This window comes from Kamptonema sp. PCC 6506 (assembly GCF_000180455.1).
Lineage (GTDB): Bacteria > Cyanobacteriota > Cyanobacteriia > Cyanobacteriales > Microcoleaceae > Kamptonema > Kamptonema formosum.
The window spans coordinates 1-26,331 of the sequence record NZ_CACA01000295.1 but is presented as its reverse complement, the minus strand read 5'-3'; the positions used below and the strand labels follow the sequence as shown (position 1 = coordinate 26,331).

General features: G+C 42.6%; 24 protein-coding genes and 2 pseudogenes. 14 read left to right on the top strand and 12 right to left on the bottom strand.

Annotated features, from left to right (window positions below; translation table 11 throughout):
• Positions 1-6 precede the first annotated feature (6 nt).
• The 6 genes and pseudogenes from OSCI_RS17080 to OSCI_RS17045 all read left to right on the top strand — a co-directional run bounded on the left by OSCI_RS17080 (position 7) and on the right by OSCI_RS17045 (position 4,286).
• Complete coding sequence (locus OSCI_RS17080; protein WP_007356300.1) at positions 7-1,467, top strand: DUF5009 domain-containing protein; 1,461 nt, start codon at positions 7-9, stop codon at positions 1,465-1,467.
• 110 nt (positions 1,468-1,577) lie between these two features.
• A pseudogene (locus tag OSCI_RS29115) lies at positions 1,578-2,532 on the top strand (IS630 family transposase).
• Between the two features lie 72 nt (positions 2,533-2,604).
• Complete coding sequence (locus OSCI_RS17060; RefSeq protein ID WP_007356296.1) at positions 2,605-3,048, top strand: addiction module protein; 444 nt, start codon at positions 2,605-2,607, stop codon at positions 3,046-3,048.
• The gene (locus OSCI_RS17055; RefSeq protein WP_007356295.1) at positions 3,045-3,419 is read left to right on the top strand and encodes a clan AA aspartic protease; all 375 of its coding nucleotides are present in this window, start codon (positions 3,045-3,047) and stop codon (positions 3,417-3,419) included. The genes OSCI_RS17060 and OSCI_RS17055 overlap by 4 nt, the downstream gene beginning before the upstream one ends.
• 100 nt (positions 3,420-3,519) lie before the next feature.
• A complete protein-coding gene (locus OSCI_RS17050; RefSeq protein WP_007356294.1) occupies positions 3,520-3,894 on the top strand; it encodes a DUF433 domain-containing protein in 375 nt (124 codons plus the stop codon).
• Positions 3,891-4,286, top strand: coding sequence for a hypothetical protein (locus OSCI_RS17045; RefSeq protein WP_007356293.1), 396 nt, complete (start codon positions 3,891-3,893; stop codon positions 4,284-4,286). Before OSCI_RS17050 ends, OSCI_RS17045 begins: the two co-directional genes overlap by 4 nt.
• Here OSCI_RS17045 and OSCI_RS32455 read toward each other — a convergent pair.
• The 3 genes from OSCI_RS32455 to OSCI_RS32040 form a co-directional block, all read right to left on the bottom strand.
• Entirely contained in the window at positions 4,253-4,639 is a 387-nt protein-coding gene (locus OSCI_RS32455) for a radical SAM protein (RefSeq protein ID WP_407635871.1), read from the bottom strand. The genes OSCI_RS17045 and OSCI_RS32455 overlap by 34 nt on opposite strands.
• Before the next feature lie 219 nt (positions 4,640-4,858).
• The gene (locus OSCI_RS17040) at positions 4,859-5,440 is read right to left on the bottom strand and encodes a Uma2 family endonuclease (protein ID WP_019486878.1); all 582 of its coding nucleotides are present in this window, start codon (positions 5,438-5,440) and stop codon (positions 4,859-4,861) included.
• A complete protein-coding gene (locus OSCI_RS32040; RefSeq protein WP_007356290.1) occupies positions 5,421-5,555 on the bottom strand; it encodes a hypothetical protein in 135 nt (44 codons plus the stop codon). The genes OSCI_RS17040 and OSCI_RS32040 overlap by 20 nt, the downstream gene beginning before the upstream one ends.
• A 112-nt stretch (positions 5,556-5,667) precedes the next feature.
• Between OSCI_RS32040 and OSCI_RS17035 the strand changes: the two genes are divergently transcribed.
• A complete protein-coding gene (locus OSCI_RS17035; protein ID WP_007356289.1) occupies positions 5,668-6,606 on the top strand; it encodes a fused MFS/spermidine synthase in 939 nt (312 codons plus the stop codon).
• Positions 6,607-6,716: 110 nt separating this feature from the next.
• Here the strand turns inward: OSCI_RS17035 and OSCI_RS17030 are convergent, their stop codons facing one another.
• The 3 genes from OSCI_RS17030 to OSCI_RS17020 form a co-directional block, all read right to left on the bottom strand.
• Positions 6,717-7,145 carry a beta-carboxysome assembly chaperone CcmS gene (locus OSCI_RS17030; protein ID WP_007356288.1) on the bottom strand — a complete coding sequence of 143 codons (429 nt, stop codon included), beginning with the start codon at positions 7,143-7,145 and terminating at the stop codon, positions 6,717-6,719.
• A 215-nt stretch (positions 7,146-7,360) separates the two neighbouring features.
• Positions 7,361-9,160: an ABC transporter ATP-binding protein gene (locus tag OSCI_RS17025; protein WP_026103628.1), complete on the bottom strand. Its 1,800-nt coding sequence runs from the start codon at positions 9,158-9,160 to the stop codon at positions 7,361-7,363.
• A 339-nt stretch (positions 9,161-9,499) separates the two neighbouring features.
• Positions 9,500-10,963 carry an RtcB family protein gene (locus tag OSCI_RS17020; RefSeq protein WP_007356286.1) on the bottom strand — a complete coding sequence of 488 codons (1,464 nt, stop codon included), beginning with the start codon at positions 10,961-10,963 and terminating at the stop codon, positions 9,500-9,502.
• A 211-nt stretch (positions 10,964-11,174) separates the two neighbouring features.
• Between OSCI_RS17020 and OSCI_RS17015 the strand changes: the two genes are divergently transcribed.
• On the top strand, positions 11,175-11,861 hold the full coding sequence (locus OSCI_RS17015; RefSeq protein WP_007356284.1) for a Uma2 family endonuclease: 687 nt from the start codon (positions 11,175-11,177) through the stop codon (positions 11,859-11,861).
• Positions 11,862-12,001: 140 nt separating this feature from the next.
• On the opposite strand, the gene OSCI_RS29110 is transcribed toward OSCI_RS17015, so the two are convergent.
• From OSCI_RS29110 to OSCI_RS30080, 4 genes are all read right to left on the bottom strand, one after another.
• Positions 12,002-12,913 (bottom strand): hypothetical protein, encoded by a 912-nt coding sequence (locus OSCI_RS29110; protein ID WP_007356283.1) that lies wholly within the window; start codon positions 12,911-12,913, stop codon positions 12,002-12,004.
• Positions 12,914-13,007: 94 nt separating this feature from the next.
• On the bottom strand, positions 13,008-14,534 hold the full coding sequence (locus OSCI_RS17005) for a pentapeptide repeat-containing protein (RefSeq protein ID WP_007356282.1): 1,527 nt from the start codon (positions 14,532-14,534) through the stop codon (positions 13,008-13,010).
• 172 nt (positions 14,535-14,706) lie between these two features.
• Positions 14,707-16,269 (bottom strand): pentapeptide repeat-containing protein, encoded by a 1,563-nt coding sequence (locus OSCI_RS17000; RefSeq protein WP_007356281.1) that lies wholly within the window; start codon positions 16,267-16,269, stop codon positions 14,707-14,709.
• 22 nt (positions 16,270-16,291) lie between these two features.
• Positions 16,292-16,429 (bottom strand): hypothetical protein, encoded by a 138-nt coding sequence (locus OSCI_RS30080; protein WP_007356280.1) that lies wholly within the window; start codon positions 16,427-16,429, stop codon positions 16,292-16,294.
• Positions 16,430-16,592: 163 nt separating this feature from the next.
• Here OSCI_RS30080 and OSCI_RS16995 point away from each other — a divergent pair, with 163 nt between their 5' ends.
• Together OSCI_RS16995 and OSCI_RS16990 are read left to right on the top strand one after the other, a co-directional pair.
• The gene (locus OSCI_RS16995) at positions 16,593-17,159 is read left to right on the top strand and encodes a zeta toxin family protein (RefSeq protein WP_007356279.1); all 567 of its coding nucleotides are present in this window, start codon (positions 16,593-16,595) and stop codon (positions 17,157-17,159) included.
• Positions 17,122-17,340 (top strand): hypothetical protein, encoded by a 219-nt coding sequence (locus OSCI_RS16990; protein ID WP_007356278.1) that lies wholly within the window; start codon positions 17,122-17,124, stop codon positions 17,338-17,340. The genes OSCI_RS16995 and OSCI_RS16990 overlap by 38 nt, the downstream gene beginning before the upstream one ends.
• A gap of 238 nt (positions 17,341-17,578) precedes the next feature.
• Here OSCI_RS16990 and OSCI_RS16985 read toward each other — a convergent pair whose 3' ends face one another.
• Complete coding sequence (locus OSCI_RS16985; protein WP_007356277.1) at positions 17,579-19,141, bottom strand: pentapeptide repeat-containing protein; 1,563 nt, start codon at positions 19,139-19,141, stop codon at positions 17,579-17,581.
• A gap of 58 nt (positions 19,142-19,199) precedes the next feature.
• On the opposite strand from OSCI_RS16985, the pseudogene OSCI_RS16980 reads away from it, so the two are divergent.
• Positions 19,200-20,063: pseudogene (locus OSCI_RS16980) on the top strand (prephenate/arogenate dehydrogenase); the annotation flags it as partial.
• A 278-nt stretch (positions 20,064-20,341) separates the two neighbouring features.
• Here OSCI_RS16980 and OSCI_RS16975 read toward each other — a convergent pair.
• The gene (locus OSCI_RS16975; protein WP_007356275.1) at positions 20,342-20,890 is read right to left on the bottom strand and encodes a peroxiredoxin; all 549 of its coding nucleotides are present in this window, start codon (positions 20,888-20,890) and stop codon (positions 20,342-20,344) included.
• 145 nt (positions 20,891-21,035) lie between these two features.
• On the opposite strand from OSCI_RS16975, the gene OSCI_RS16970 reads away from it, so the two are divergent.
• The 3 genes from OSCI_RS16970 to OSCI_RS16960 all read left to right on the top strand — a co-directional run bounded on the left by OSCI_RS16970 (position 21,036) and on the right by OSCI_RS16960 (position 26,192).
• Positions 21,036-22,373, top strand: coding sequence for a peptidylprolyl isomerase (locus OSCI_RS16970; RefSeq protein ID WP_007356274.1), 1,338 nt, complete (start codon positions 21,036-21,038; stop codon positions 22,371-22,373).
• Between the two features lie 114 nt (positions 22,374-22,487).
• Entirely contained in the window at positions 22,488-25,025 is a 2,538-nt protein-coding gene (locus tag OSCI_RS16965; RefSeq protein ID WP_007356273.1) for a filamentous hemagglutinin N-terminal domain-containing protein, read from the top strand.
• A 39-nt stretch (positions 25,026-25,064) separates the two neighbouring features.
• Positions 25,065-26,192, top strand: coding sequence for a phosphodiester glycosidase family protein (locus OSCI_RS16960; RefSeq protein ID WP_007356272.1), 1,128 nt, complete (start codon positions 25,065-25,067; stop codon positions 26,190-26,192).
• The last annotated feature ends 139 nt before the right edge of the window (positions 26,193-26,331 follow it).

Sequence of the window (26,331 nt, the reverse complement as noted above, 5' to 3'; positions counted from 1 at the left end):
GATTTTATGAATACTAAAGACATGGTAAATCCTCAAGATATGTCTACTCCTGCTGTTAATAAACGCGCTGATGCACTAGATGCACTCAGGGGAATTGCGGTTTTAGCAATGGTTTTATCAGGCACAATTGCTCGCAAAACATTACCTGCTTGGATGTACCACGCCCAAGAGCCACCGCCTAGTCATCTCTTCAATCCTAAACTAGCTGGATTAACATGGGTAGATCTAGTTTTTCCATTCTTTTTATTCGCAATGGGGGCCGCTATACCGCTGGCTTTATCTCGCCGCATTGCCAAAGGATGGGATACAAAAAAAGTGATTTTATCTATCCTCCAAAGAGGATTTTTATTAGGCTCGTTTGCAATATTTCTTCAACATATTCGACCAACTGTCATCAATCCTAATGAGGCAAGTTCGCAAAAATGGTGGCTAGCTTTACAGGGATTTTTAATCCTGTTTTTAATGTTTGTCCGTTTACCAAAATCTTGGTTTTCCTGGCTGCGAACAGGAATAACACTTAGTGCTTGGACTTTAGGGTTTATATTCGTATCTAATATCACTTATCCAAACGGAAATGGCTTTTCTCTGGAACGCAGCGATATTATCTTGGTTGTGTTGACAAATATGGCTGTTTTTGGTTCTCTAATTTGGTTATTTACTCGCTCAAATGTGTGGTTACGAGTGGGATTGTTAGCTTTTTTGTTGGCGATGCGATTGTCTTCTGGTTCTGAAGGTTGGATTAAATTGATTTGGTCATCATCGCCTGTACCTTGGATTTTTCAATTTGATTATTTAAAGTATTTATTTATTGTAATTCCGGGTACTATTGTGGGCGATTTACTTTGCAGATGGATAGAATATTCGTCGCCGGAAGATGAAGGTCAAGCTAGATGGAATAGCTGGCGCTACTTTATTATAATGATTTTAATGTTTGTTCTCAATTTAATTCTATTAATAGGATTGCAAGCTAGATGGCTATGGCAAACTACATTATTAACGTTTGTGCTTTGTTTATTAGGATGGATTTTAGTAAAAAATCCGGGTAATACTACGGAAAACTTACTACGTAAACTTTATGGTTGGGGATTTTACTGGTTGGCTTTAGGATTATTACTGGAGCCTTATCAAGCAGGGATTAAGAAAGATTCAGCAACCTTGAGTTACTTTTTTGTGACAACGGGGTTGGCAATTTTTATGTTGATTGCTTTGACTATTTTAGTAGATTTCTTTAAAAAGAAAGCTTGGTTACAACTATTTATCGATAATGGTGTTAATCCGATGATTGGATATGCGGGTTTTGCTAATCTTATCTGGCCAGTTCTGGTTTTAAGTAAATGGGAACCTGTGATTGTAGAGATGAGTTCTACAGACCCAATTAAGGGGTTTTTGAGGGGATTTGCTTATACTTTGATTTTGGCTTTGATTGTGATGGTTTTTAGCAGATTAAAGCTATTTTTAAGGACGTGATGTAAGTCTTAATTGGAAGAGGTATTAGAAGACTGAATTTTACTTATAGCGTTTCTCAGAGTCGTGAGGTACACTTAGTAAAGTAAAACTAATTAGAGGAAAAATTGTCAATGCAACCCTATTCAATAGATTTTAGGCAAAAAATAATAGAAGTCAGAGAACAAGAAAACATCTCAATAAGAAAACTAGCAGAACGTTTTAAAGTAGCCAAGAGCTTTGTTCAAAAACTACTAAAAAGAGCTGAACAAACCGGAGATATTAGTCCTCTTACTCAAGGGGGAAGTCCACCCACAAAATTAAATAGTGAACAATTAGTGACTTTAGTAAAAATCATTGAAGAGCATAATGATGCAACTTTACAAGAATTAACTGAACTGCTTGAGGAAAAAACTGGAATAAAGGTAAGTAGAGCGACCATGGGAAGAATCAGCAATCGACTCAATTATAGTTTCAAAAAAAAACGCTCTATGCGGCTGAGAAAACCAGCGAGCGAGTGCAAAAAGCCAGAGTTGAATTTTGGGATAAAATCAGGGATGTAATGGCTGAAGACCTGATTTTTCTGGATGAATCAGGAGTTAATCTAGCAATGGTACGACTATATGGAAGAGCATTAAAAGGTCAAAGAGCGAGGGGAGAAAAACCACAAAAAGGGGGAGAAATATTTCTTTGCTATCGGCTTTATCTTTCAAAGAAGTAGTGGCTTCAAGTAATATTTATGGTGCAGTAGATGGAGTAACATTTGAAGCCTTTATCCTGACAAAGTTGGTACCTAAACTTTGGAAAGGTGCTTGTGTAGTTATGGATAATGCTAAAATTCATTTAGGAGAAATGGTGAAAAATTTTATCGAAGATGCTGGAGCAACCTTAATTTATTTATCTCCTTATTCTCCTGAATTTTCCCCAATTGAAAATTTTTGGTCAAAAGTGAAATCGATATTAAGAAAACTCAAAACTAGAAATTATTTAGACTTAATTGATGCAATTACAGATGCCATGTTACAAGTTACTCAAAAAGATATTCGTAATTGGTTTACTCATTGTTGTTATTGTACCTCACAACTCTGAGAAACGCTATAGTCTTACCCTGAATCTTCCTTAATATGATACAATTAATGAATCGTAAACTCCTTAAATACTATGACAATTGAAAATCTGGAAGCTGAATTGATGGCATTGCCAAGAGATGCTCAAGCAATATTGCTCTCGCGGCTCCTAAAACACTTGGGACAAAGTAGTGAAATCGATCCAGAAGTTGCATCTAGCTGGAGTGAGGAAGTTGAAAGACGCGATCGCGAAATGGATAGCGGCGAAGTTACTGGCATTCCGGTCGAACAAGTGTTTGATAAACGGGGTAAAGAACTTTATGAAAATGTTATCCGCGCTCAAGTAGAAACACCGGAGAATATTGGCAAGATTATTTCAATTAATGTGGAGACGGGTGAATATGAAATTGGTGAAGACTTGGTAGTAACGAGTGGCAAATTACAGGCTAAACAGGCTAATGCAATAATTTGGGCGGAACGGATTGGTTTTGATGCGGTTTACGCTGTTGGTGGTACATTGGTCAGAACGGCAGAATGATACAAGGAAATGTAGTTGGGCGACAAGCTAGAATTAGTTTAACTTTGCGTCTGCCAGAAAATTCAAATATAGAAATTGAGTGTGTTGTTGATACAGGTTTTGAAGGTTTCTTGACTTTGCCATCGACTGCGATTGCTAAACTTGCGTTGCCTTATCTTGGACAAATTAATGCAAAGTTAGCTGATAATTCTAATGTGGCAACTAATGTTTATTTGGCAACTATTTTGTGGAATGGTGTAGAAAAAGATGTTGCAGTGCTAGGAATGGGTCGTCGTCCGCTCATCGGGACTGCGCTACTTGAAGATTATCATCTCAGTATAGACTTCTGTGATGGTGGTACGGTTCTTGTGGATGATATTTTGCGATCGTGAGTCAGGAGGATTTTGATTATAATTGCGAGTGCGATCGCGCTTCTGTGAATTGCGATTAATTAGCTAGTAATATAGAAATAACTTCTAGGAGGCTATAGGTATGACAACCATCTCTAACGAACAAACAGCTATCATCCGCACAGAAAGAGGACTGACAATCGCGGGTACGCGCATCACTATCTACGACATCATGGACTATGTGACGGCTCAATATCCGCCGAAGTTTATTAGGGGATTATTTGATCTGACAGAGGCACAAATTAACGCGGCTTTAGCTTATATTGAGGCCAATCGTGCTGATGTTGAAGCTGAGTATCAACAGGTGCTTAGAGAAGCGGAGGAACTGCGGCTGTATTATGAAGAAAAAAATCGCGATTTGATTGCGAGAATTGCGGCGCAACCACCCAAACCTGGTCAAGAAGCTATTCGAGCAAAACTTCAAGCAGCAAAAGCCAAATTTAAGTCTCAGCCATGAATTTTTTAGTCGATCATAATTTGAGAGGACACGCCGTACTTCTCTCAGGTAGTATTTTAAGTAGTGGCTGGCTAGATTGGGTTCTCATTCGATTTATCACCTTTGACGAAGTGAGCCTACCAATCAATAGTGACGATCGGGTTGTTTGGCGGTTAGCTCAATCAAACCAGATGATTCTATTGACCGCCAATCGGAGTATGAAGGGTGATAACTCTCTGGAACAAGTGATGCGCGAGGAAATAACTTCTACATCACTCCCCGTGATTACTATTAGCGATGCCGATCGCTTGTTGAATGACTTTGAATATCGGGAGCGTTGTGCGATTCGTCTGGTTGAAATTGTGATTGATATTAATACTTATATGGGTGTAAGTCGGCTTTTTATCCCATGAAGTAGGGTTAAGGTTGTTAAAGAGTGCGATTGCGCTTCTTCACCGTCAAGACCATTGCTAATATTTGGACATACAAAATATTCCAAATTATTACTTTTACACCAGTTATATATCCAATCAATAGAACTATGTGTCAGAGTAGTGATCGGTGTTTTACAAAGAAGATTAAAGCCACACTCGCGAAGAATCTCTATGTTTTCGAGTACCTGTTTAAAAGATCGCCGTCCAGTTACTTTTTCGTAACTATCTTCATCGTGACCGTAAATGCTAACCTCAATCATATAAGGTGGATAACGCTTAAATATTTCGATATGCTGGGCTGTTAACTTTTCTAAGTTAGTGAAAACAGACACAATAATACCTGCCAAGCGGAGTTTTTCATAAATGGTTGTAAAATGCTGATAGTGGGTTATCGAAAGCTGAATTGTGGCAAGTCATCCAATCTTTAACCAGACGCAGCTTAGTTGAAAAAGTGCAAGTAGAAGCGCGATCGATGTTTCTCATTAATCCTGTATTCAAAGCATACATTCAGTCTAAAATATAGATCGTAATTTGAGCGCGATCGTCAATTTCTACCTCAACAATTGCATAAAAGCATTCACCGCATCATATTGATCCGCCATCCGCGAATAAAACTCGATTAATCTTAAATCCAGCTCCGGCAACAATTCACTCTTACTCACCAATTCATACCCAGTTGAACGCAAACAATAAACCGAAATCACACCATCCTCCCAAAACCAAACCTCCTGCACTCCCACTCGACGATAAATTTCCAGCGTATCAATTCCACCACTTGTCACTGTCACCTCAATCGCCAAATCTGGAACTGACTTTCGCGTACCCAAACAATAAGACTCGTCTGGTTCTTTCCGCGCCCCCAATTCCTTCATCCCAATCGTCGTACTACCACGCCCATAAAAACGAATGTTTTTCATCCGCATATAAATCTCTACAAGCTGACCTAAAGTTTTTTTAGGTTCTTCATGTTCCTCAGATAAAGGAGCCATAATTTGTAAACACCCATCCAAATAAGTTAAACGTGCGCCTGTTTCAGCCAAATCTACATCCAACTTTTCCAGAGTCTCCCACGTCACATTTGACAGCAAAGCTCTACCTTTATTCAATTCAGCCTTAGAAATTGCGATAACCATCTGACTCACCTTTCGCGATCGCTTTTCCATAAAATAGCACGTCTAAATCAATTGTGTAATTTTGTAGGGGCAATACTCTGCGTGAAGCGTAGCTATCGCTGTCAGGAGTAGGCACGGAGATACTACCCTACAACTTTGTAAGAACTATCTAGACGTGCTATGCCGTATTAAGTATAGAATTGGTAGCATAGAAGAAACTGCAATCCCATTAAAGGTTAGCTAAGATTATGATATCCGATCGCAAAATAAATTGGCAATCTGCCAATTTAAAAGCAATTCAGCAGCGACTCGCTTGGCTACAAACACAAGCAGATGGAATCCTTTATTGCGAACCTTCAGGAGTTCACTTTGTGATAGTTAGAAAAGATAAATCTCAGGTGAGATTAGCTTTAGTAGAAAAGATTAATTTAAACACGGATTTAGTGCAATCGGTGTTTAACTTAAATAATCCCCTAGATTTAGTCTCCGCTTACACTCAAGCAATGCTGTTAAGTTTAGTCTGGAAACCTGAACCGCAGAAAATTTATATTGCTGGCTTTGGCGGTGGGAGGATTCCCCTAGTTTTACATCATTATTTCCCTGATGCTGCGATTGAATGTGCTGATATTGAGCCAACTGCGCCTGCGGTTGCGGAAAAGTTTTTCGGAGTACAATTTAATGATAAACTTCAATTGGTAATTCAAGATGGAAGAGAGTATCTTGAGCAAAAAAATCAAGATATTCAGTATGATATAATTATGACTGATGTATTTTTGGGCAGCGGTTATATGCCGCAGGGATTAGGAACAAAGGAATTTTATCAACTTTGCGAACAACACTTGTCAAGAGATGGAGTTATTGCAGTTAATCTGCTGCAAAGGGATGAGTTCTATGCTGAAAAAGTAAAGACTATCCAAAGTGTATTTGCACAAATATATATATGTCTTTGGAATCAAGTTAATAGTATTATTATTGCTACTAATAGCAGTGCGATTGATAAAAATGAAATTATGGCAAGAGTCAACTATCTACAAGATTATCATCAGTTTTCCTTTTCTTTAGTAGATAGAGCTGTTGAGATCGAAGCAGGTAAAGAATTGTCGGAAATTGTCCCTAATTTAGACAAAGCTCAAGTTTTAAGGGATGAGTCGCCGCCTGCGGGTTATTTTAACTCCTGGTTATACTAATTCTGAAAAGTATTGCTACAATCCTGATGTTGGGTTTCACTTCGTTACACCCAACCTACTATTATCACTAATTGCTAACAGTTAACCGTTAACAGTTAACCGTTAACAAGCTATATACACTCCTTCATTCGCTTTTCTAGGCGCTCTAGCAATGTATCTACGTCCGTTGCAACTTGCTCAAAACAACTAGCGAGTGGGAGTTCCGGTTCAAATTGGATCATTTTAACTTGACCTTCACCAATGCTAATAATCACCACTTCTTTTTCAGGATCGTGAGCATCTAAAACTCCCAAAATCTCCTGAATATGATCCTTCACATTCCGGTTCAGCGTTTCTATCGCTTCTCTGCTACAATAGACGAAATGCGGTGTTGGTTCAATATCAATTCCCAGAGTTTGATCGCTTTCTTTACCACGTTCTAACAATAGCCCCCAAGCTAAAGCAGCTATTTCTTGCTGATTAGCTTTAATGAATTTATCTAATTTCCGTCGCCAGTTGTTTTCGTCTCGATCCTGCTGAGGGACACCAAATAATAACATTTTATCCTCTTGTTTATTGTCAATTAGGAAATAATAAGTAGGCGGATATAATTAAACTTAACTATCTCCTTGCAAACATCAGTATATCATTATGACTACAACTCTGTCATGGTGAGCTAAGCGAAGCAATCTCAAGAATTTGGGATTATTTCACTGCTTTGACAACGACTTTAATATATTTTCGCCATGACTAAAGAATACATATATTCGCCTACTTACTCCCCTACAATATTTGATTTTAAACCAGATTGGACGCGCCAAAGTGCGGCATAAACTGCATTTTGTTCCAGCAGTTGTTCGTGCCTTCCCCATTCTACCAGCCTTCCTTGTTCCATTACATAGATACAGTCAGCATTGCGGACGGTAGAAAGACGATGTGCGATCGCGATCGTTGTCCGATTTTTCGTAATCCGTTCCAGGGATCGCTGAATTGCTGCCTCAGTTTCATTATCTACGGCCGATGTCGCTTCATCAAGGATCAAAATAGGCGGATTCTTCAAAACTGCCCGCGCGATCGCAATCCGCTGCCTCTGTCCCCCCGACAATTTTTGACCTCGCTCCCCTACAATTGTCTCATAACCTTGCGGCAATTCCTTAATAAATTCCTCCGCTTCCGCAATTTTAGCCGCTAACGCGATTTGTTTAGGCGTTGCGTCAAAAGTGCCATAGGCGATATTTTCTGCTACCGTACCGTGAAATAGAAATACATCCTGACTCACTAACCCAATCGCCCGTCGTAAATCCTTCAAATTCAGTTTATTTAATTCTATTCCATCCAGCGTAATCTTACCTGATTGTATCTCGTAAAACCTTAATAATAATTTCACGAGTGTACTTTTTCCCGAACCAGTCGAACCCACAATCGCAATAGTTTTACCTGCGGGAATCTTAAGAGAAAAATACCTAATTACTGGCTGTCTTTGATGATAAGCAAAGGTGACATTTTCAAATTCTAACTCTCCTCTGACAGAACTAATTGGCAAGCGGAGATCTCCCGTAGGGATCGTAGTCGGAGTATCCAGTAAATTCATCACTCGATTTGTAGAGGCCATCGCCCGTTGATACTGATCGAGAGTGTCCCCCAACCGCGTCAAAGGCCAAAGCAAGCGCTGTGTTAAAAATACCAATACGCTATAAGTACCGACGGACATTCTACCCGCGACTGTTTCCATGCCACCAACTAGCAAAGTCGCTGTAAAACCCAACAAAATAATTACTCGAATTATGGGAATAAAAGCAGCAGAAAGCACAATTGCGCGACGGTTACTTTGCCGATAAGCTTCGCTTTCTTTCTCAATCCGCTTAATTTCATACTCTTCGGCGGTAAAACTTTTAATGGTTGTAATCCCGCTTAAATTATTTGCTAATTGGCCGTTAAGTAAACCTACTTTTTCCCGCACATCGGCATAACGGGGAGCAAGATATCCCTGAAAAGCAATCGAACCCCAGATAATAAATGGCATCGGTAACATAGCGAACCAAGCTACATTGGGAGAGGCCAGAAAGAAAGCACCACCGATAATGATTACGGTGGTCACAAGTTGGAGTAAGTCATTTGCGCCACTATCTAAAAAGCGCTCCAATTGATTGATATCATCGTTAAGTATGGACATCAATCCGCCCAAACTTCGCTCTTCAAAATAAGCTAATTCTAATTCTTGGAGGTGAGTATAGGCATTGATGCGTAAGTCATGTTCAATGTTCTGAGCCAAATTTCGCCATAACCAATCATAGGCATATTCAAAAACAGATTCTAATCCCCAAACAATGAAACTGAGGAGAGTAAGTATTAACAGTTGGGAAAAGACATCCTGTACGCCCCATTGAGCTATGAATGAATTTTCTTTTTTTACTACTACGTCAACTGCTGCACCGATTAAAGCCGGGGGTGCTAAGTCGAAGATTTTATTTAAAATTGAGCAAATACTTGCCAGCCAAATTTGCACGCGATAACGTCGTCCATATTTCAGCAGGCGATTGAGAGGAGGTTTAGATTTAGGTAGATTGGGTGACAATTTAGGATTGAGGTAAGTGGGTAAATTTCAGATTTTGTACTACTTTTTATCACCCGCCAGGGAATTTATTCCCTGGTTAATAGCGAAAGTCGGTTAAAACTTAGATTTTATACTATTGTCAGTAAAGGACTCAATCGCTGTGTGGGGGCGGGTTTTTTAGCCTTTGCAGTACCGTTAAAGCTGTTGGCGAACCCGCCCCTACAGGTTTTTGCGAATGGTACAAGAGCTGAATTTTAACCTACTTTCGCTATTAAGCGGGGACTTTCTTCCCCGATCGCCTAACGGGTAGATTAAGAGTCAACAACTACTTTGATTTTGACGTACCTAGAGCGTCTTTAATTACGCTTTAAATGTCAACACTGGTTGCATTATAGCCACGATGTCAACCATTTTAGCTTCAACTTGAGCGTCGATCGCTGGTTGAATTGGTTTGTAAGCGGCTGGGGCTTCTTCAATTCTACGCTCCTGGCGTAAAGTAATGCAATCCACCCCAGTTAAACCCAATTTTTCTTCTGTTTTGTCGGCCCCTTGGCGGGTGAGATCGAAGCGCGATCGCGCTCTACCTGCACCGTGAGATGCTGAATTGAGAAATTGGGGGTTTCCCAGGCCAACCAGCAGGTAAGACGGCGCACCCATCGAACCGGGGACGATCGCAGGCTGTCCAGAATGTGCGGGACAAGCGCCTTTGCGCGTTACCCAACCGGCACCTTCAACTAAGGTGATATTGTGCGGCAAATCGTAGACTAAAGGGGCCTCGATATCGCCATAAACTTGTCGCAGGCGCAAACGTAGCAATTCTGCTAACAGCAGGCGGTTGAGAAAACCATAGTTAGCGGCGGTTGCTTGTGCTTGTAGGTAGTCTGCAACGAGGTTGGGGGTGTCGTGGGCTGAAAGGGGGAAAAGCCGAGATTCGGGGGTTTTGAGGTGCTTTGGCCACGCTTCCTGTGCGCGATCGCGCCACATTCCGCCGATGTATTTGCCGACATTGCGCGATCCTGAGTGAATCATAAAGGCGAGTTGACCCGATCGCACTCCCCAATTGTAAGCATAAGCCTTGTCTACAACTTCCTCAACTACCTGAATTTCCACAAAATGATTACCACCGCCAATGGTTGCAAGTCCGCCGTCGCGCACGATTCCACTGCTGGGTACGAGTTCGGCGGGGGCCCATTTTACATCCCCATTCATGGAACCGCCTAAGTAGACGCGATCGCACTCCTTGGCTAACTGCGTCCAGTCGGAATCGATCGCACTGCCAGTTGCCTTGTCCAGCATACCATCCAGCCATCCGGGAATGCCGTATTGGAACATAGAACGAGCGGTTTTGGCTGTCATCGCCACATCGCGAGTACCAAAAAAATAGTCGCCTTTCATCAATTCCACGAAGCGATCGCGCTGGGCGAGGAAGCGATCGATCGTCAAGTCAGCAACGTGCAACCGCATCCCGCAGTTGATGTCTGAACCGACAGCAGCAGGAACGATAATTCCTTGTGTTTCCACAACAGAACCGATCGCAACTCCTGCATCACCTGGATGAAAATCTGGAGTCGCGATCGCGCAGCAAACACAACCACCTTTGGGATGGCTAACTTGAGCTAAATTCGCCAATTGTTTAAACGCTTTTGCTTCCACTGGGAAACCCTCTGGGAGCAAAATTTCTGCTGTTTTAGCAGCGCGATCGTCCCCGTCAAATTTTAGGGAACTATTGAGACAAATTGAGTAAACTTTGTTGTTGTAACTGACATCCAAACCCTCACGAGCTAAAGCCCGCAGGAGCCGATTGAGATTTTTTGGCTGCTGCATAAGTAGTTTCTGGCAAGTTGCAGAGCAACCTCCATGAAGCGATGATTTTTGAAGAGTTAAAAGACTTAGGTTCAGCAGCCGCAGTCTTTTGTAAAAAAGTTGAAGGCAACTTTTTACATTACCTATATCCTGCCCTATAATTTTAGAGATGTCAACTGCATGACAAAAAAGTTAAAATAACATTAACACTTCGCTGTAAACTTAAACTATTATGACTACTTTAATTTCCCAAGTCCGCCAAGGCGCGATCGCTAACAAGTTACCCAAATGGATACCCGCCACTTGGGAGGATTACTTGGTATATCGCGACGATCCTACCCTTGAGAGAGTCAGACTGTTTTTTAATGGTAACTACCTTTTTGTTGATGATATGAGTGGCGAAGGAATTAATCATGCTAGCATCAATAACCTATTCACGATGCTATTTTTTATCTGGTTTAGTCGCCAAGTAGTACAAACAGCTAGCTCTCTGGGAGGCTGTTTAATCGAAAAGCCAAACACGCAAGCCGCCTCACCAGATTTAGTTTTATACATTGGTGAAGGTGTGCCCCAATGGCAAGAAGGAGAACCGCGATTAATTAATTTGAATCAATGGCGAGTTCCCGATTTAGTAGGGGAAGTTGGAGATACTACTCTAGCCACAGATTTAGATGAAAAAAAGAAACTTTATGCGGATTTAGGTATCCCTGAATATTGGGCAATTGATGTTAAGGGAAAACGAGTCTTCGCCTTCCGTTTACAGTCAAGTGGAATTTACGAACAAATACAAGAATCTGTAGCTTTATCGGGCTTACCAATTGCTTTGCTAGAAGAAACTTTAGAGCGTTTAAATCAAGGGACTAATATTAGTGCGGCTAATTGGTTTGCACAAGCGATCGCGACCATGAGTGCTGAGTAAGTAGAAGGAAGAAGGAAGAATATTTATAAAGTCAGCTTTTTAGCCATCCTTATCTTATGTTTATTAGGTGGATTTACTTAACTGACATCAATCTGTGTGTCAGAGTGAAAATGCGATTTTTACCTCAAATCGGATATTTCTTACAAAACTTTATATATAGCCACCCCCAAGTTAGTTAAGACATTATGAGTTCCACCAAACTCCCTAATTCTATTTCCATCTTCCCCTCTCCCCATCTTCCCCATCTTCCACATAACTTCCCCATCTTCCCCATCTCCCCTATCTCCCCCATCTTCCCCATCTTCCCCATCTTCCCCATCTTCCCCATCTCCCTCATCTCCCCCATCTCCTCTGCCCCCCTGCCCCCCTGCTCCCCCGCTCCCCTGCCCCTCTGCTCCCCAAATCTCCTGATAGAGACGGTTTACGATATCTTGCTCTGCGACTTCCAGCAAACAGCACTTGTAAGGGTTAACTGGGTGTTGGAATAGGGCCCGTGTGAGCTGCACCCGCGTATCCCGAATCAGTTCAGATTGATGAGGGTATTGCTGCATTAATTGATTCCAGTCTCCCGGTTCCAGACAAACCGTCAAGCGATCGCGAGTCCACGCTTCTAAGTCGTCAGCACCGTCAATCACTGTCGGGATACCGTTTGGCAATCGCTTCTCGGCTCTTAAACGGTCTTCTAGCCAAGATTTGGGTTCTATCAAGAGTAGCCCTTCAAAATCTGGAGGACAGGGGTAGGTATGAATTGGCTTCTTGGTTTGAAGCCATTGTTGTAAGCGGGGAATTTCCACCTTCAACAAGTGTTGTTGTAGGGATGCGGATGCTACCAAAACAGCAGGTTTTGGCCACATCAACAGGGGCATCAAATAGCTGACTCGATACCGCTGATAGCGATCGCTTGGGGAGAAGCCTGTCTGGATCAGAGCGCTGCGCCCCAGTCGCAATGCTCGCGCTACTAGCCGTCCCATTGTCAAATGATGCGGCCAGCGAGGCTCGGAGTGCGATCGCAGGAAATATAAGAGCGAATTATGGACTTCTACCTCATTCATAAAATTAAAAATTAAAAATTTACTAACATTAGTCCCAAGGTATCCTTACCGTCCAGAGGGCGGCGTTACATCAGCGATCGAAGTTCTTTCTTAATTAATTAAGATAATAAAAACTCTCTATAAAATCACTAAATTTATTACCGCTGGGCAAAGTGTATTTATTAGCATGAGCCGTGAGAAATCTTTTACCAAAATTTTGGTTGAACTGCACTGTCAAAGTTTGTTCGCTAGAATTTTTCAAAATAGTCTGAGTAGGAGATTGAAAAAATTTAATCTTTGATTCGCCATTCAGGGCTGGCATAATTTTTTTCAACTCGCTTACTTTATTAATCCCTTCATTCATTGCCGTACATAACTGTACTATCCGTTTTTTATCTATATTTTGTAATTGCAGATTTCTTGCTAAGAAAATCACATTCTTTTGAGTTAAGACAGCATCATAAAACGGCAGAATTGCAATGCAACCAACTGGCAATAAATGCTCATCGCTATCTATTATAAACGTTAGAGTAGTTTTGCGGTAGCCAACTTCAATACTCGGAGGACGGGAGAGCACGGCATAATGCTCAGCTATTTCCTGATAAAGACCTGCTAAAACGCGATTAGCCTCGTGTTCTAAAGCGGCATCGACAATAATTTTAACCGTAGGTGGCTTGTGGGTAAAAAACTTTTTTGATTCTTCTGGCGATCCAAAACGGTAAACCTGACTGTTATCTCCGTTAGAACTAAGATCGACCCACTCGCAAGTAACTTCTTCTGCTTTAATACCAAACCGGGGGACATCGTAAAGTTTCGCCCCGCTTAAAGTCGATCCTGACAAGTCAGCACCAACCCAATCCGCGCCGTTCAAATTCGCTAAAGTTAAATCAGCGTGAACCAAACTAGCATTAGTTAAATTAGCATTGCTAAGATTAGCTCCGTAGAGATTTGCCCCGCTTAATTTTGCTTCATTGAGATCGGCTCCGCGCAGATTTGCTCCACTAAGATCGGCCCAGCGGAGATTAGCTCCGCTCAAATTTGCTCCGCTTAAATTTACCTGACATAAGTTTGCTTGTCTGAGGTCTGTACCACTAAAATCGGCCCCATTTAAATCAGCCTTAGAGAGGTCAGCTCCATGCAAGTTTGCTAATTCAAAGTTAGCTGCTGTTCCTGATGCTCCTCTAAGATTTGCGCCGCTGAGGTTTGCTTCGCTGAAGTTAACTTCTGTGAGTTTTGCCTCTCTTAAATCGGCTCCTGTGAGGTTAGCTTTGCTAAAGTTAGCTTTACTTAGTTCGGCTCGTATTAACTCTCCTCTAATCAGTGCTGCTCCCATTAATTGTGCTTCGCTTAAGTCGGCTCGGACTAAGTTGGCGACGTTGAGGGTAGCTCCTTGTAAGATTGCTCGCACGAGATGGGAACTGCTGAGTCTCGCAACATTAAGATTGGCGTTACTGAGATTAACTTCGTTCAAGTTTGCGCCGCTAAGATTAGTGACAAATAAACTGGCTTCACTCAAATTTGCTTGGCTGAGGTTGATTCGGCTCAAATTAGCTTCATTGAGGTTGATTCCGGTAAAATTTCTTTCTCCTTCTGTATATTTCTTGACAAGTTCGTATCTTTTCAGGAGTTCCTCAGCTTCCATTATGTCTACCTTTTACGCTGTATTTACTAATTTTAGATGGGAATTTTTTACAACTGGCAAGACGTTGATAACGTTGTTGAATTGCTGAAACCATTGTTTCGCTTGCATTCGCTTTCCCTTGTTAATTCTAATTTTTGCTATCAATTGCTAAGTAGGGCAATCTCAAAGCTAACTACTCATTAAACTGATGGAAACTTTTGATAAAATCAACTACCATGTTAATCGGAGGCATCGTAAACTTTTGAGCTTTAATTGAAGGGGTAGTAGAGTTCTTGCTCAAACCAGGTAAAACCATTAAATGCCTGCCAAAATCTGGATGGTGGTAGATCGTCAAACTCTGAGCGCTAGAATTTGTAAGTACCGTCTGAGTAGGAGCTTTAAAAAAGCTGGATACTGCTTCATTTTCTTGGAGAATTGGCTGAATTTTGAGTTCTCCCATTTTTCTAATGGTTTGAGTTAGGGATACGCTCAATTGCGCTACCCGATTTGAGACTCTGACTCCCAGGTTGTTGCTATTTTGGGGTTGCAGCATCCTGAGTATTGTAATGATATTTTTCTGAGTGGAGGCTGCATCGTTAAAGGGAAGTATGCCAACGTAACCAGTAGAAAATAATTGTTCGTCATTTTCTATACTAAACGATAAAATCGTTCGGCGGGGGTTTACTTCTATACTCGGTGGATGGCTCAAACCTGCGTATTGCTGCGCGATTTGACGGTAAGTAGCGGCTAGGGCAAAGTTAGCATCGGGTTCTAAGGGTCTATCAATGATAATCTGAACGGTAGGCGGTGTGGCATTAAAAAATTTGTGGGATTCTTCGGGGGTGAATCGTTGGACTTGGCTGCGATCGCCATTAGGACTTAGGTCAACCCAATCGCAGGTAATGTCGTCAGCTTTTAGGCCAAATCTGGATACGCCATAAAGTTTTGCTCCCGTTAAAGCCGCCCCTGTTAAGTCTGCTCCTACCCAATCTGCTCGAATTAAATTAGCTTGGGTTAAATCTGCGTGAACTAGAATCGCATTTAAGAGATTGGCACTGCTCAAATTGGCTCCGTATAAGTTGGCTCCGCTCAATCTCGCTTCGTCTAAGTCAGCGCCAGTTAAGTCGGCTCCATTTAAGTCGGCCCATCTGAGGTTAGCGCCTCTCAAATCTGCGCCGCTAAGGTTGGCTTGAGAGAGGTTGGCTTGTCTGAGTTCGGCGTTGCTGAGATTGACTCCTCGGAGGTCGGCACGGTTCAGGTCGGCTCTGTGCAAGTTAGCTCGTTCTAAGTTGGCAGAAACTAGGGATGAGCCTCTGAGGTGAGCGCCACTGAGGTCGGCTTGCTCTAGATTGGCTTGTCTGAGGGTGCCTTCTCTTAAGTCTGCTTCACTGAGGTTCGCACCGCTTAAGGAGGCGTTGCTCATGTCGGCTCGAATGAGCTCTGCTCTAATCAGTGTCGCTTCGCTGAGGTCGGCGGAGTTAAGGTCGGCTCGAATTAAGTTGGCCACATTGAGGATAGCACCGCTGAGATTGGCTCTGCTGAGGTTGGCTCCGCTGAGTCTGGCGACGTTGAGCTTGGCTTTCCTAAAGTTAACGTCGCTGAGGTTGGCTCCGCTCATGTTGGTGAGGCTCAAAATCGCTTCGCTGAAATTCGCGCCGCTGAGGTTGACTCTGCTGAGGTTCGCCTCGCACAAGAGGATGGCTGTAAAGTCTCTTTCTCCTGCGGCATATTTTTTTAGGAGCTCTTCAGCATCCATACCTTTCTCTTTTCCTGATTAATTAGGTAGAACAATGCTCGATCGTGCCAAGTTTTTGACCAGAATAGGCATGAGCGATCGCATAAATGCACAAAAATAGATTGAGACTGACACCCCGATCGCAATAATTCCAAAAACGGTGGAACAACCGATCCCTCATTTCTGTCCGATCGTTATTTTAACCGATGTGGAGCAGAAGAAAATTAAAAGTTAAAAATTAAAAATTAAAAATTAAAAATTTAAAGATATTGAAAAGCTAAAATTATATCGATATAGTTATAATTAGTTTGTAAAGTAAATTAATCTATAATTTCCATTGAATAATGCCTCATTTGTACATAATTGGTGGTGCAAACGGTTCTGGGAAAACTACGGCTGCCAGGGAAATACTACCCTATTTCCTAGAAGTTATTGAATATGTCAATGCTGACGAAATAGCGGCGGGTCTTTCTCCCTTTAACTCTGAATCTGTGGCTATTCAAGCGGGAAGATTAATGTTAGAAAGACTACAAACCTTAGTCAAAGCTGAGGCTGATTTTGCTTTTGAAACTACTCTAGCTGCTCGCAACTTTGCCAGATTCTTAAGAGAATGTAAAACCAAAGGTTATATAATCAATTTAATTTATTTTTGGTTACAAAGTCCAGAATTAGCGATTGCACGGGTAAGGCGGCGGGTAGAAAGTGGCGGCCATAATATCCCTGAAGATACTATCCGCCGTCGCTACGAACGGGGACGGAAAAACTTAATAGATTTGTATTTACCTCTTTGCGATACTTGGATACTCTATGATAATACTGGAAGTGAACCTCAATTAGTTGCCGCATCGGGTAACAATCAAGAAGCGATTATTTATGAACCCTCAATCTGGAATCAAATCACCGTCGGATAATAAACCGCAAATTCCCCTAACAGAACTCCATCAAAAAATTGATGCTGGGGTTAAAACTGCGATCGCTAAGGCTATAGAAAGACACCGGAAGTTAGGGGAATCTATTAGCATTTGGGAAGATGGAAAGGTTGTCACTTTAACCGCAGATAAAATCCCTCCCCTGAAAATAGATAATAGCTAAAGTGTCAATAGATTCAGGACGAAAAATATGGACGTTGAAGAACTAAGTAGAAGGAAGAAGGATTTAGTTATCTAGGAGAGAAGGAAGAAGGTTTATACAGTCAGCTTTTTAGCTATCCTTAGCTTATGTTTAATTAGGTGGATTTACTTATTTCACTTTCATCAAAAGTAAAGAGCATGGTAGGCCAAGCGCAGTACCTTCTAAGCCAGTTAACAGTTAACAGTTAACAGTTAACAATTCACACATCCGCATTATGAAATCCTTTAATAAAATCAACCATATCGCTAATAGGAGTTATAGCCATTTTAGGGACTTCAGCTAACTTACTTCCCGCAGAATTAGACGGATTGTGTTTTTTAATTAATCGCTTTCCAAAGGCGGGATGATGATAAACACTAAGCCTCTGATCGCGGGAATTAATTAATACCATCTGTGTAGGAATTTGGAAAAAATTAATACTATCTCCAATCTTAGGAAAAGAAGTTGATATTTTAATTTGGTCAACTTTGCTGATAGCTTGATTCAACGCTTTACTTAATTGCTGGACGTGCTTAGATTCTTTAACAGAAAGATTTCCAGCATCGTGAGCTTGAATCATTTTCATCAAGGCAATTAGATTTTTCTGGGTAATAGCAGCATCATTAAAGGGAATAATCGCCACGTAAGCTGTACCAAATAATTGGTCGTCGCTGTCCATTTTAAAGGCGATAACTGTACGCCTAGAACTGACTTCTATACTCGGCGGTTGAGCTAGACCGGGATATTGCTTAGTAATTTGATAGTAAGTTGCAGCGAGGGCAAAATGAGCGGCTTGGTCTAAAGGCGCGTCAATTATAATCCTAACTGTGGGTAAGGTTTCGTGAAAAAATTGCTCTACTCCTCCGGCTGTTAACCAGTAAATTTGGCTGTGATCCCCATTGGGACTGAGGTCAACCCACTTGCAGGTCATGCCTTCTGTTTTGATACCTAGTCGCGATACGGCGTGCAGTTTTGCTCCTGTTAAAGTGGCTCCTGTCAAGTCTGCTCCTACCCAATCTGCTTTAATTAAATAGGCGTTTGATAGGTCGGCGTGAACGAGGCTGGTGTTAAGTAAGTTGGCATTGCATAAGTCCGCTCTGCTGAGGTCGGCTCCGCTCAATTTGGCTTCGCTGAGGTCGGCCCATCGGAGATTGCAACCGCTAAGGATTGCCCAGCGGAGATTTACGCCGCTGAGGTCGGCTCCACTGAGGATGGCTTGGGTGAGGTTGGCTTGTCTGAGTTCTGAACCTCGGAGGTCAGCATGGCTGAGGTCAGCGCGGCTGAGATCGGCTCCTTGGAAGTTGGCTTCTACGAGCAGAGCTTCTGTTAAAGATGCTCCGCTGAGGTGTGCGCCTCGGAGGTTGGCTTGGGTAAGATCGGCTTTTCTGAGGGTTGCTTCTGTAAGAGTTGCACCGCTAAGGTTTGCGCCGCTAAGGTTTGCACCGCTGAGTTCGGCTCTAATCAGTTCGGCTCTGATCAGTTTGGCTCTGATCAGTATGGCTCCTTTGAGGTCAACGCGAACTAGGTAGGCTACGTTGAGGTCAGCGTCGGTTAAGTTGGCTTCGCCGAGGTGGGCCCCGCTGAGTCGAGCAATATTCAGTTTGGCTCCTGTGAGGTTTGCTCCGCAAAGATTTGCGCCGCTGAGGTTGGCTACACTCAGATTTGCACCGCTAAGGTTGATGCCGCTGAGGTTGACTCCGCTGAGGTTAGCCTCATTGAGATTGGCTTCAGAAAAGTCTCTTTCTCCGGCGGCGTATCTTTTTAGGAGTTCTTCAACTCTCATTTAAAACCTCCCGGTTGACTCCCGTTATAGCTACTGCTGGAGGGGAGAGCACTGGGAGAAATATTCACTAAAAATATATCCCATGAATATTGGAATTGTAGGACTGGGTTTGATTGGGGGGTCGATGGCATGGGATTTGCGATCGCTTGGGTTTCAAGTTTTAGGGGTATCGATGCGAGAACAAACCTGTCAGAAAGCGATCGCTAAAGGAATTGTAGATGATGCCAGCATGAGTCTGTCTTTAATGGCTACCGCTGATGTGATTTTTATTTGTACGCCAATAGGTGCGATCGCATCCACAGTAGAACAGTTAGTTCCCCACCTTTCCTCTGCTGCCATTGTAACGGATGTGGGTTCAGTAAAAGCGCCTGTGGTGCAGGCTCTCTCAGAACTCTGGCCTAATTTTGTCGGGGGACATCCGATGGCGGGAACGGCGGAAAGTGGCATTGATGCTGCTGTGCGAGATTTGTTTGTAGACAGACCTTATGTAATTACTCCTACCCAGACTACGCCTAAGCTAGCAGTGGAGAAGGTAGAAGAGATTGCGCGATCGCTCCGAGCTCGAATTTACCGGTGTCGTCCAGAAGACCACGACCGAGCAGTTGCTTGGATTTCTCACCTGCCTGTAATGGTCAGTGCGAGTCTAATTACTGCTTGTACCAGTGAATTTGACCCTGATATTGTCAGGTTAGCACAACAGTTGGCGAGTTCGGGTTTCCGCGATACAAGTCGGGTGGGAGGTGGTAATCCTGAGTTAGGAGTGATGATGGCTAAGTATAACCAAAAGGAGTTATTGCGATCGCTCAACTCCTACCGCGAACACCTCGACGAATTAATTAACAGCATTAAACAGGAAGATTGGCAAGCTTTACAACAAAATCTTGAGCAAACTCAACAAGCAAGAGGAAATTTTGAATTTTAAGTTAGTTGTTAGTTGTTAGTTGTTAGTTATTAGTTATTAGTTATTAGTTGTTAAGAGATGATTCGGCGATTGAAATCGCTACTACACAAACGAAGTCCGCCTGCGCGGACTAAGAAATAAAGGGGTATTTAAGCTAGATTTAGTTACCATGCCAATTCTCAAAAATTTGGCAACAGTAATAACCGTAGGTTGGGTAAAACGAAGTGAAGCTCAACTATTTGCTAACAGTTAACAGTTAACAGTTAACAACTAACAGTTAACAGTTAACAGTTAACAAATTAAGTAGATTGCAATTCATCCAAACGAGCTAAAACTTCTTGAGAGTGGATTGCCGGATTGACCTTAACAAAAGTCTCCCGCAAAATACCATCGGGATCGATAATAAAGCTGTGCCGTGCCGATATAAAACTCATCCAAGAACCGTAAGCTTTACTAACTTTACCATCAGTATCAGCTAACAGCGGAAACTTCAAACCTTCGGAGTCGCAAAATTCAGCATGAGATTCGATATCATCAACACTAATACCCAAAATTTCAGTATTCTTACCCCGATACTTCGGTAAATCTTGCTGAAATCTACGAGCTTCCAAAGTACAGCCAGAGGTAAAATCTTGAGGATAAAAATAGACAACTAGCCATTTCCCCCGATAATCAGAGAGAGATATTTTTCCCTTGCCGCTGTTGGTAGGCAAAGTGAACTCAGGTGCAGGTTGATTCACTGCGGGCAGCTTGCCGCCGAGAGCAAGGGCAGGGGGAACAAAATTTAAGCTAAGGAAGACTAGACAAATGGCAAAAAAAATGCTCAGAAAATTGCGTCTGGAGGTCATAAATTGCGAAGGACAACTCTACTTAAAATAAGTTTACAGTTATCTGATTAAATAAGTAAAGGCAATGTTTAAATAAACCAAAGAGGAAACAAAAGCATTGCTTTTAACCCCTAAAACACTTATCAATCAAAGGAGAAATTAACAAATGGCAGAAGTACAGCCATTATCAGGCAATGCGATCGTAGTAATGATGGTCAAGAACCAACCGATTGCCATCGAAGTCAACGGGACAGACGCACCCATTACAGCAGGTAACTTTGTTGACCTAGTTGAGCGCGGTATTTACGAAGGGGTAATGTTTCACCGAGTGATCCGCGAACCCGATCCTTTTGTGGTTCAAGGGGGCGATCCCCAAAGTCGAAATACCAGCATTCCTGCAAGTCAATTAGGAACCGGTGGTTTTGTTGACCCAGATACTAACGAAGTGCGTACAATTCCCTTAGAAATTAAGCCGCAAGGGGCCGCACAACCTGTTTACAATCAGACAATTACACAACAGCCACAATTATCACATACTCGCGGTGTCATAGCAATGGCACGTGCTACAGCTCTCGATTCTGCTTCTTCGCAGTTTTATTTTGCTTTAGCAGACTTGCCATCTTTGAACGGCGATTATGCAGTATTTGGAACTGTGAGGCAAGGGTTAGATATAGTCGATCAAATTCAGCAGGGCGATCGCATTTCTACTGCTAAAGTAGTTCAAGGAATTATCCCCAGTCGAGTTTCAACTGTGATTAGAGATAATACTTTGTTGAATAATTTCATCAATAAAGTCAATCTCGCAAATTTGCCTTTGAGATTCTCAACATTATCTGAGGGAACTGATACTGTTCAACTCACAGTGCAAGACTCTCAACAAAATACTAGCGGTATTCAAGCTGGTGCGGGTAATGATAGAGTAACTGGGTCAAGTGTTAGCGATGTTATTAACGGGAATCAAGGCAACGATACTCTCAGCGGTGAAGGTGGCGATGATTATCTCCGAGGAGGAAAAGATGATGATTCGCTCTCTGGGGGTGTTGGCAATGATATTCTCAGTGGTAATCAAGCCAATGATAGTTTAGATGGCGGTGCCGGAGATGATTTTCTCCGAGGAGGAAGAGGCAATGATGTTTTAACAGGTGGTGATGGTAATGATATTCTCATCGGCGATTTAGGCAACGATACTCTCACTGGTGGAGGTGGTGCTGATACCTTTGTCCTGATATTAGGTGAGGGTTTAACTCTGGATACAACAACAGATAGAATTTTGGATTTCAATCCGGGAGAAGGCGATCGCATTGGTGTAACGGGCAATTTATCAAGACTGACATTTACTCAATCTGGTAGTGATACTTTAATTCAATTTTCAGGTTCTACTTTGGGAATTGTGCAAAATGTTGCATCGGGAATTGTCCAGAGTTCAGTTTTTGCTATTGATGGCACTAATGTCTCTCTTCCAGATAGTTTACCACCAGGAGATGCAGCCCTCAGAATTGGTTAAGTGTTAATTGTATAGCACTTTAAGGTCGCCGTATTGCCTGCTACTATCTGTACGCAGGCGATATGCTTATGCTATACTAAACTAATTTAGCACAAATCTCTTAACCTTTTTGATATGTCACGAAGTCAGATTCGTAAATGTTTCTATTCAGAGAATACGAAATATTTCTACACAAAATTATACCATGCTCTTCTACTAGCTGTACCTTTCTCTTTACTTTCCGGTCGAGTTACAGCACAAATTATCCCCGATAACACACTTCCTAATAATTCTACAATTGCTCCTAATGGTAATAGTTTAACTATCAATGGTGGTACGTCAGCCGGTAGCAATCTTTTCCATAGTTTCAGTGAGTTTTCACTCCCCACTGGTTCAGAAGCTTTTTTTAATAATGCTAGTAATATTCAAAATATTTTCAGTCGGGTTACAGGAGGAAAAATTTCTAATATTGACGGCTTAATTCGAGCTAATGGAACTGCTAACTTATTTTTCATCAATCCCAGTGGCATCATTTTTGGCCCGAATGCACGGTTAAACATTGGTGGCTCTTTTATTGGCTCTACAGGAAACAGTATTCAATTCTCTGATGGTAACTCCTTCAGTGCTACTAACCCTCAAGCACCGCCGTTGCTGACGGTGAACGTGCCAGTAGGGTTGCAGGTGGGGGCAAATCCGGGTGCAATTCGAGTGGAAGGAGTAGGACATAGGTTTACAGTCCAAAATATCCGTAATAATCAAATTAATCGCAGTCAACAAAGCGATCGGGGTTTGCAGGTGAAATCTGGAAACACCTTAGCTTTAGTAGGCGGTGATGTGAATCTAAGCGGTGGTGTGTTGAAAGCAGCAGAAGGACAGATAGCTTTAGGGAGCATCAGTAGTGCTGTAGTGAGTTTGACACCTACTGATGTAGGTTGGAAGTTAGGCTATCAAGGGGTAGAAAGTTTTCGGGATATTAATTTATCTGGTCAAGCTGCGATCGATGCCAGTGGCTTGGGGAGAGGTTCTATCCAGATGGTAGGACGAGAAGTAAGGCTCAGCGATGGTTCTATTGGCTTAATTCAAAATCAAGGCTCAGAGCCAGCCGGAGACCTGATTGTAAATGCAACTGAGTTATTACAAGTGACGGGCACGAACTCACAGGTAACATTTCCCAGCCTGTTGATTAATGAAACTCTCAAAGATGGAGCGGGTGGCAAGATCGCTATTGCTACAAGAACATTGCTGGCATCGGACGGTGGAGGTATAGGCTCCAGAACATTTGGAACTGCCTCTAGTGGGGATGTGTCTGTCAGTGCTTCTGATGCGGTAAATGTAAGTGGTTTTTCTAATAGGAACCCAAATCTTTTCAGCTTTCTGGGTACTACAACTGTGGGTGCGGGAAATGCAGGCAATCTTGCAATTTTGGCTCAACAGATAACAGTTTTGGATGGAGGTGTGATCAGCACTGCTACGGTGAATACTGGTAAGGGGGGAAATATAACCATCAACGCTTCTGATTCTGTCACGGTGAGTGGAATTATTCCCAGACTTTTGCAAGTGTCTGCTGTTACCAGTGCAACAATTAGTGAAGGAAATGCAGGTACAGTTACCATTAACACATCTAGACTGATAGTCAGAGATGGCGGGAGTATTAGCACCTCTACCGGAGCCAAAGGTTCAGGTGAAACCTTGATTATCAATGCGTCTGATTCTATACAAGTCAGTGGCAAAGGAGAGGGAGACGGACTTCCTTCTCGCATAGAATCGTCTGCTCTGATTGTACCTGAAGTCCTTCGTCGAGCTTTAGGACTACCCGATCGCCCCTCTGGAAACTCCGGCAACGTCATCATCAACACCCCTAGACTTACTATTGCCGATGGTGCTAGAGTCAGTGTCGCCAACCAAGGCACAGGCCTGGCAGGCAACCTCAACATCAACGCCCGACAAATTCTGCTCAATAACCAAGGTAGACTCAGTGCTTCCACCGCATCGGGTAGCGGTGGCAACATCAAATTACGAGTTTCTGGCGATACCATTCTCCGTAACGGCAGCCAAATCGCCGCCGAAGCCGCCGGTACCGGCAACGGTGGCAATTTGGCTGCCAACACCAACACCCTCACCATTCTCGAAGGTAGCAAAGTCACAGCCAACGCCTTCCAAGGCAACGGCGGCAACATCCGCATCACCACCCAAGGTTTGTTCGCTTCCCCTGACAGTGGCATCACTGCTTCCTCCAGTTTCGGAGTCTCCGGCACCATCTCTATTAATAATCCCAACCTCGATCCGAGTTCGGGTCTAGTACAATTACCCGAAAACATCGTTGACCCCAGTACACAAATCGCTCAAGGATGTGCCGCAGATGGAGGTAACACCTTTACGATCGCAGGTCGAGGCGGCTTACCAGAAGAACCTACTGCTACCCTCCCAGGTCAAACTGTCTGGCAGGATTTACAAAACTATGCCGTAGAGTCTCCTGAGTCCCACAACGAACCGTCAAAGACTCTCCCAGTCACTACTGTCCCAGAAATTCCATCCCTTGTAGAAGCCGTAGGCTGGCAAACTAATGCTCGGGGTGAAGTAGAATTAGTGGCTAATTTTCCTGCGGGTGCAGAAGTAACTGCTAGCGATCGCATCCCTAATAACCATTGTCCCAGACAGAAAGTTGGCCCTTGAATTGGAAAAAGTAACAATTAGCAATTAAAATTTTTTTATATGTCACCTCCAAGCCAACAAAAGGGCAAAAATAAAATACTGCGCCGCACATTTTTATTTGTGATTGGAATAGTCGCAGCCCGACAATTAACTATATTTTTATCAGTTGCAGAAAACCGTTCAAAGTCTCTTAATATCGCAATTCAACTGATGCAAAAAATGCTCGCGTGGCTGACATCCTTAAAAGCCAGCCAAGACCATAAAACACCGCCTAACCCTTCCATTCTTCCCAAAGCCAGTATAAACCCTCAACTCTTACCTCCTGCTCCTATCCCAAAAATCCGTAGAAACCCCGATTCTCAACCGACTGTTTCTCCCTCACAATTAAAAGTAGCACCAGCTAAAAAAGGACAACCTATACAAGTGAGCCGAAAAAACGTGGTGGGGGTTCCTTTATATCAAACAACTATAGATTTGACTGACCCTGATACTTTGATTACTATTGGCCTAGCAAATAATGCACCAATGGCTAACAGTTCTCAAAGTTCTAAGGGTGACGAAGCTTTTGAAAAAATGGTCGAGCGCTATCGGGGCGCAGTAGTTGTCAATGGCACATTTTTTGGCAAAGATTCTCAAAAATGGGTGTTGGGTAATATGGTGTCAGCGGGTAAATTTCTGAAGTATAGCCAGTGGGAAAATTATGGGACAACCTTGGGTTTGCGTGTAGGAAATCAACCGGAAATGATTACAACGCGATCGGAAGGCAAGCCAGAATGGAACCAGCATTGGTTTTCTATTACTTGTGGGCCCCGACTATTAAAACAGGGTAAAATTTGGCTGGCACCTAAGTTAGAAGGATTTGCCGATCCTCATGTTCTCAATGTGGGAGCGAGAACAGCTATTGGGTTTCCTGCTAGTGGAAAAGAGCTATATTTAGTGACTTTTTTAACTAGCCTTTCGTTGGCAGAGGAAGCAGAAGTAATGAAGGCGATGGGATGTTATGAAGCGATGAATTTAGATGGGGGTGCTTCTACTGCTTTGGCTCATAATGGACAGATTTTGATTTCTCCGGGACGCAATTTAACGAATGCGATCGTGGTGTATGATAAAAATTATCCTGCCCCACAGGAAGTTAAAGCATCTTGGGAAGCTTTTCAGAAAGGTGCTCGGCCTTCTTACCCTAGATAAGTGGGATTAGACAATAACTTCTTTAACGATAGATTCCTTACTTTAAAATTAGTAGGAATTTCCCTTTTAAGTAAATCCACGTAATTAAACATAAGATCGGGATGGCTAACAAGCTGACTGTATAAACAGTCTTCCTTCT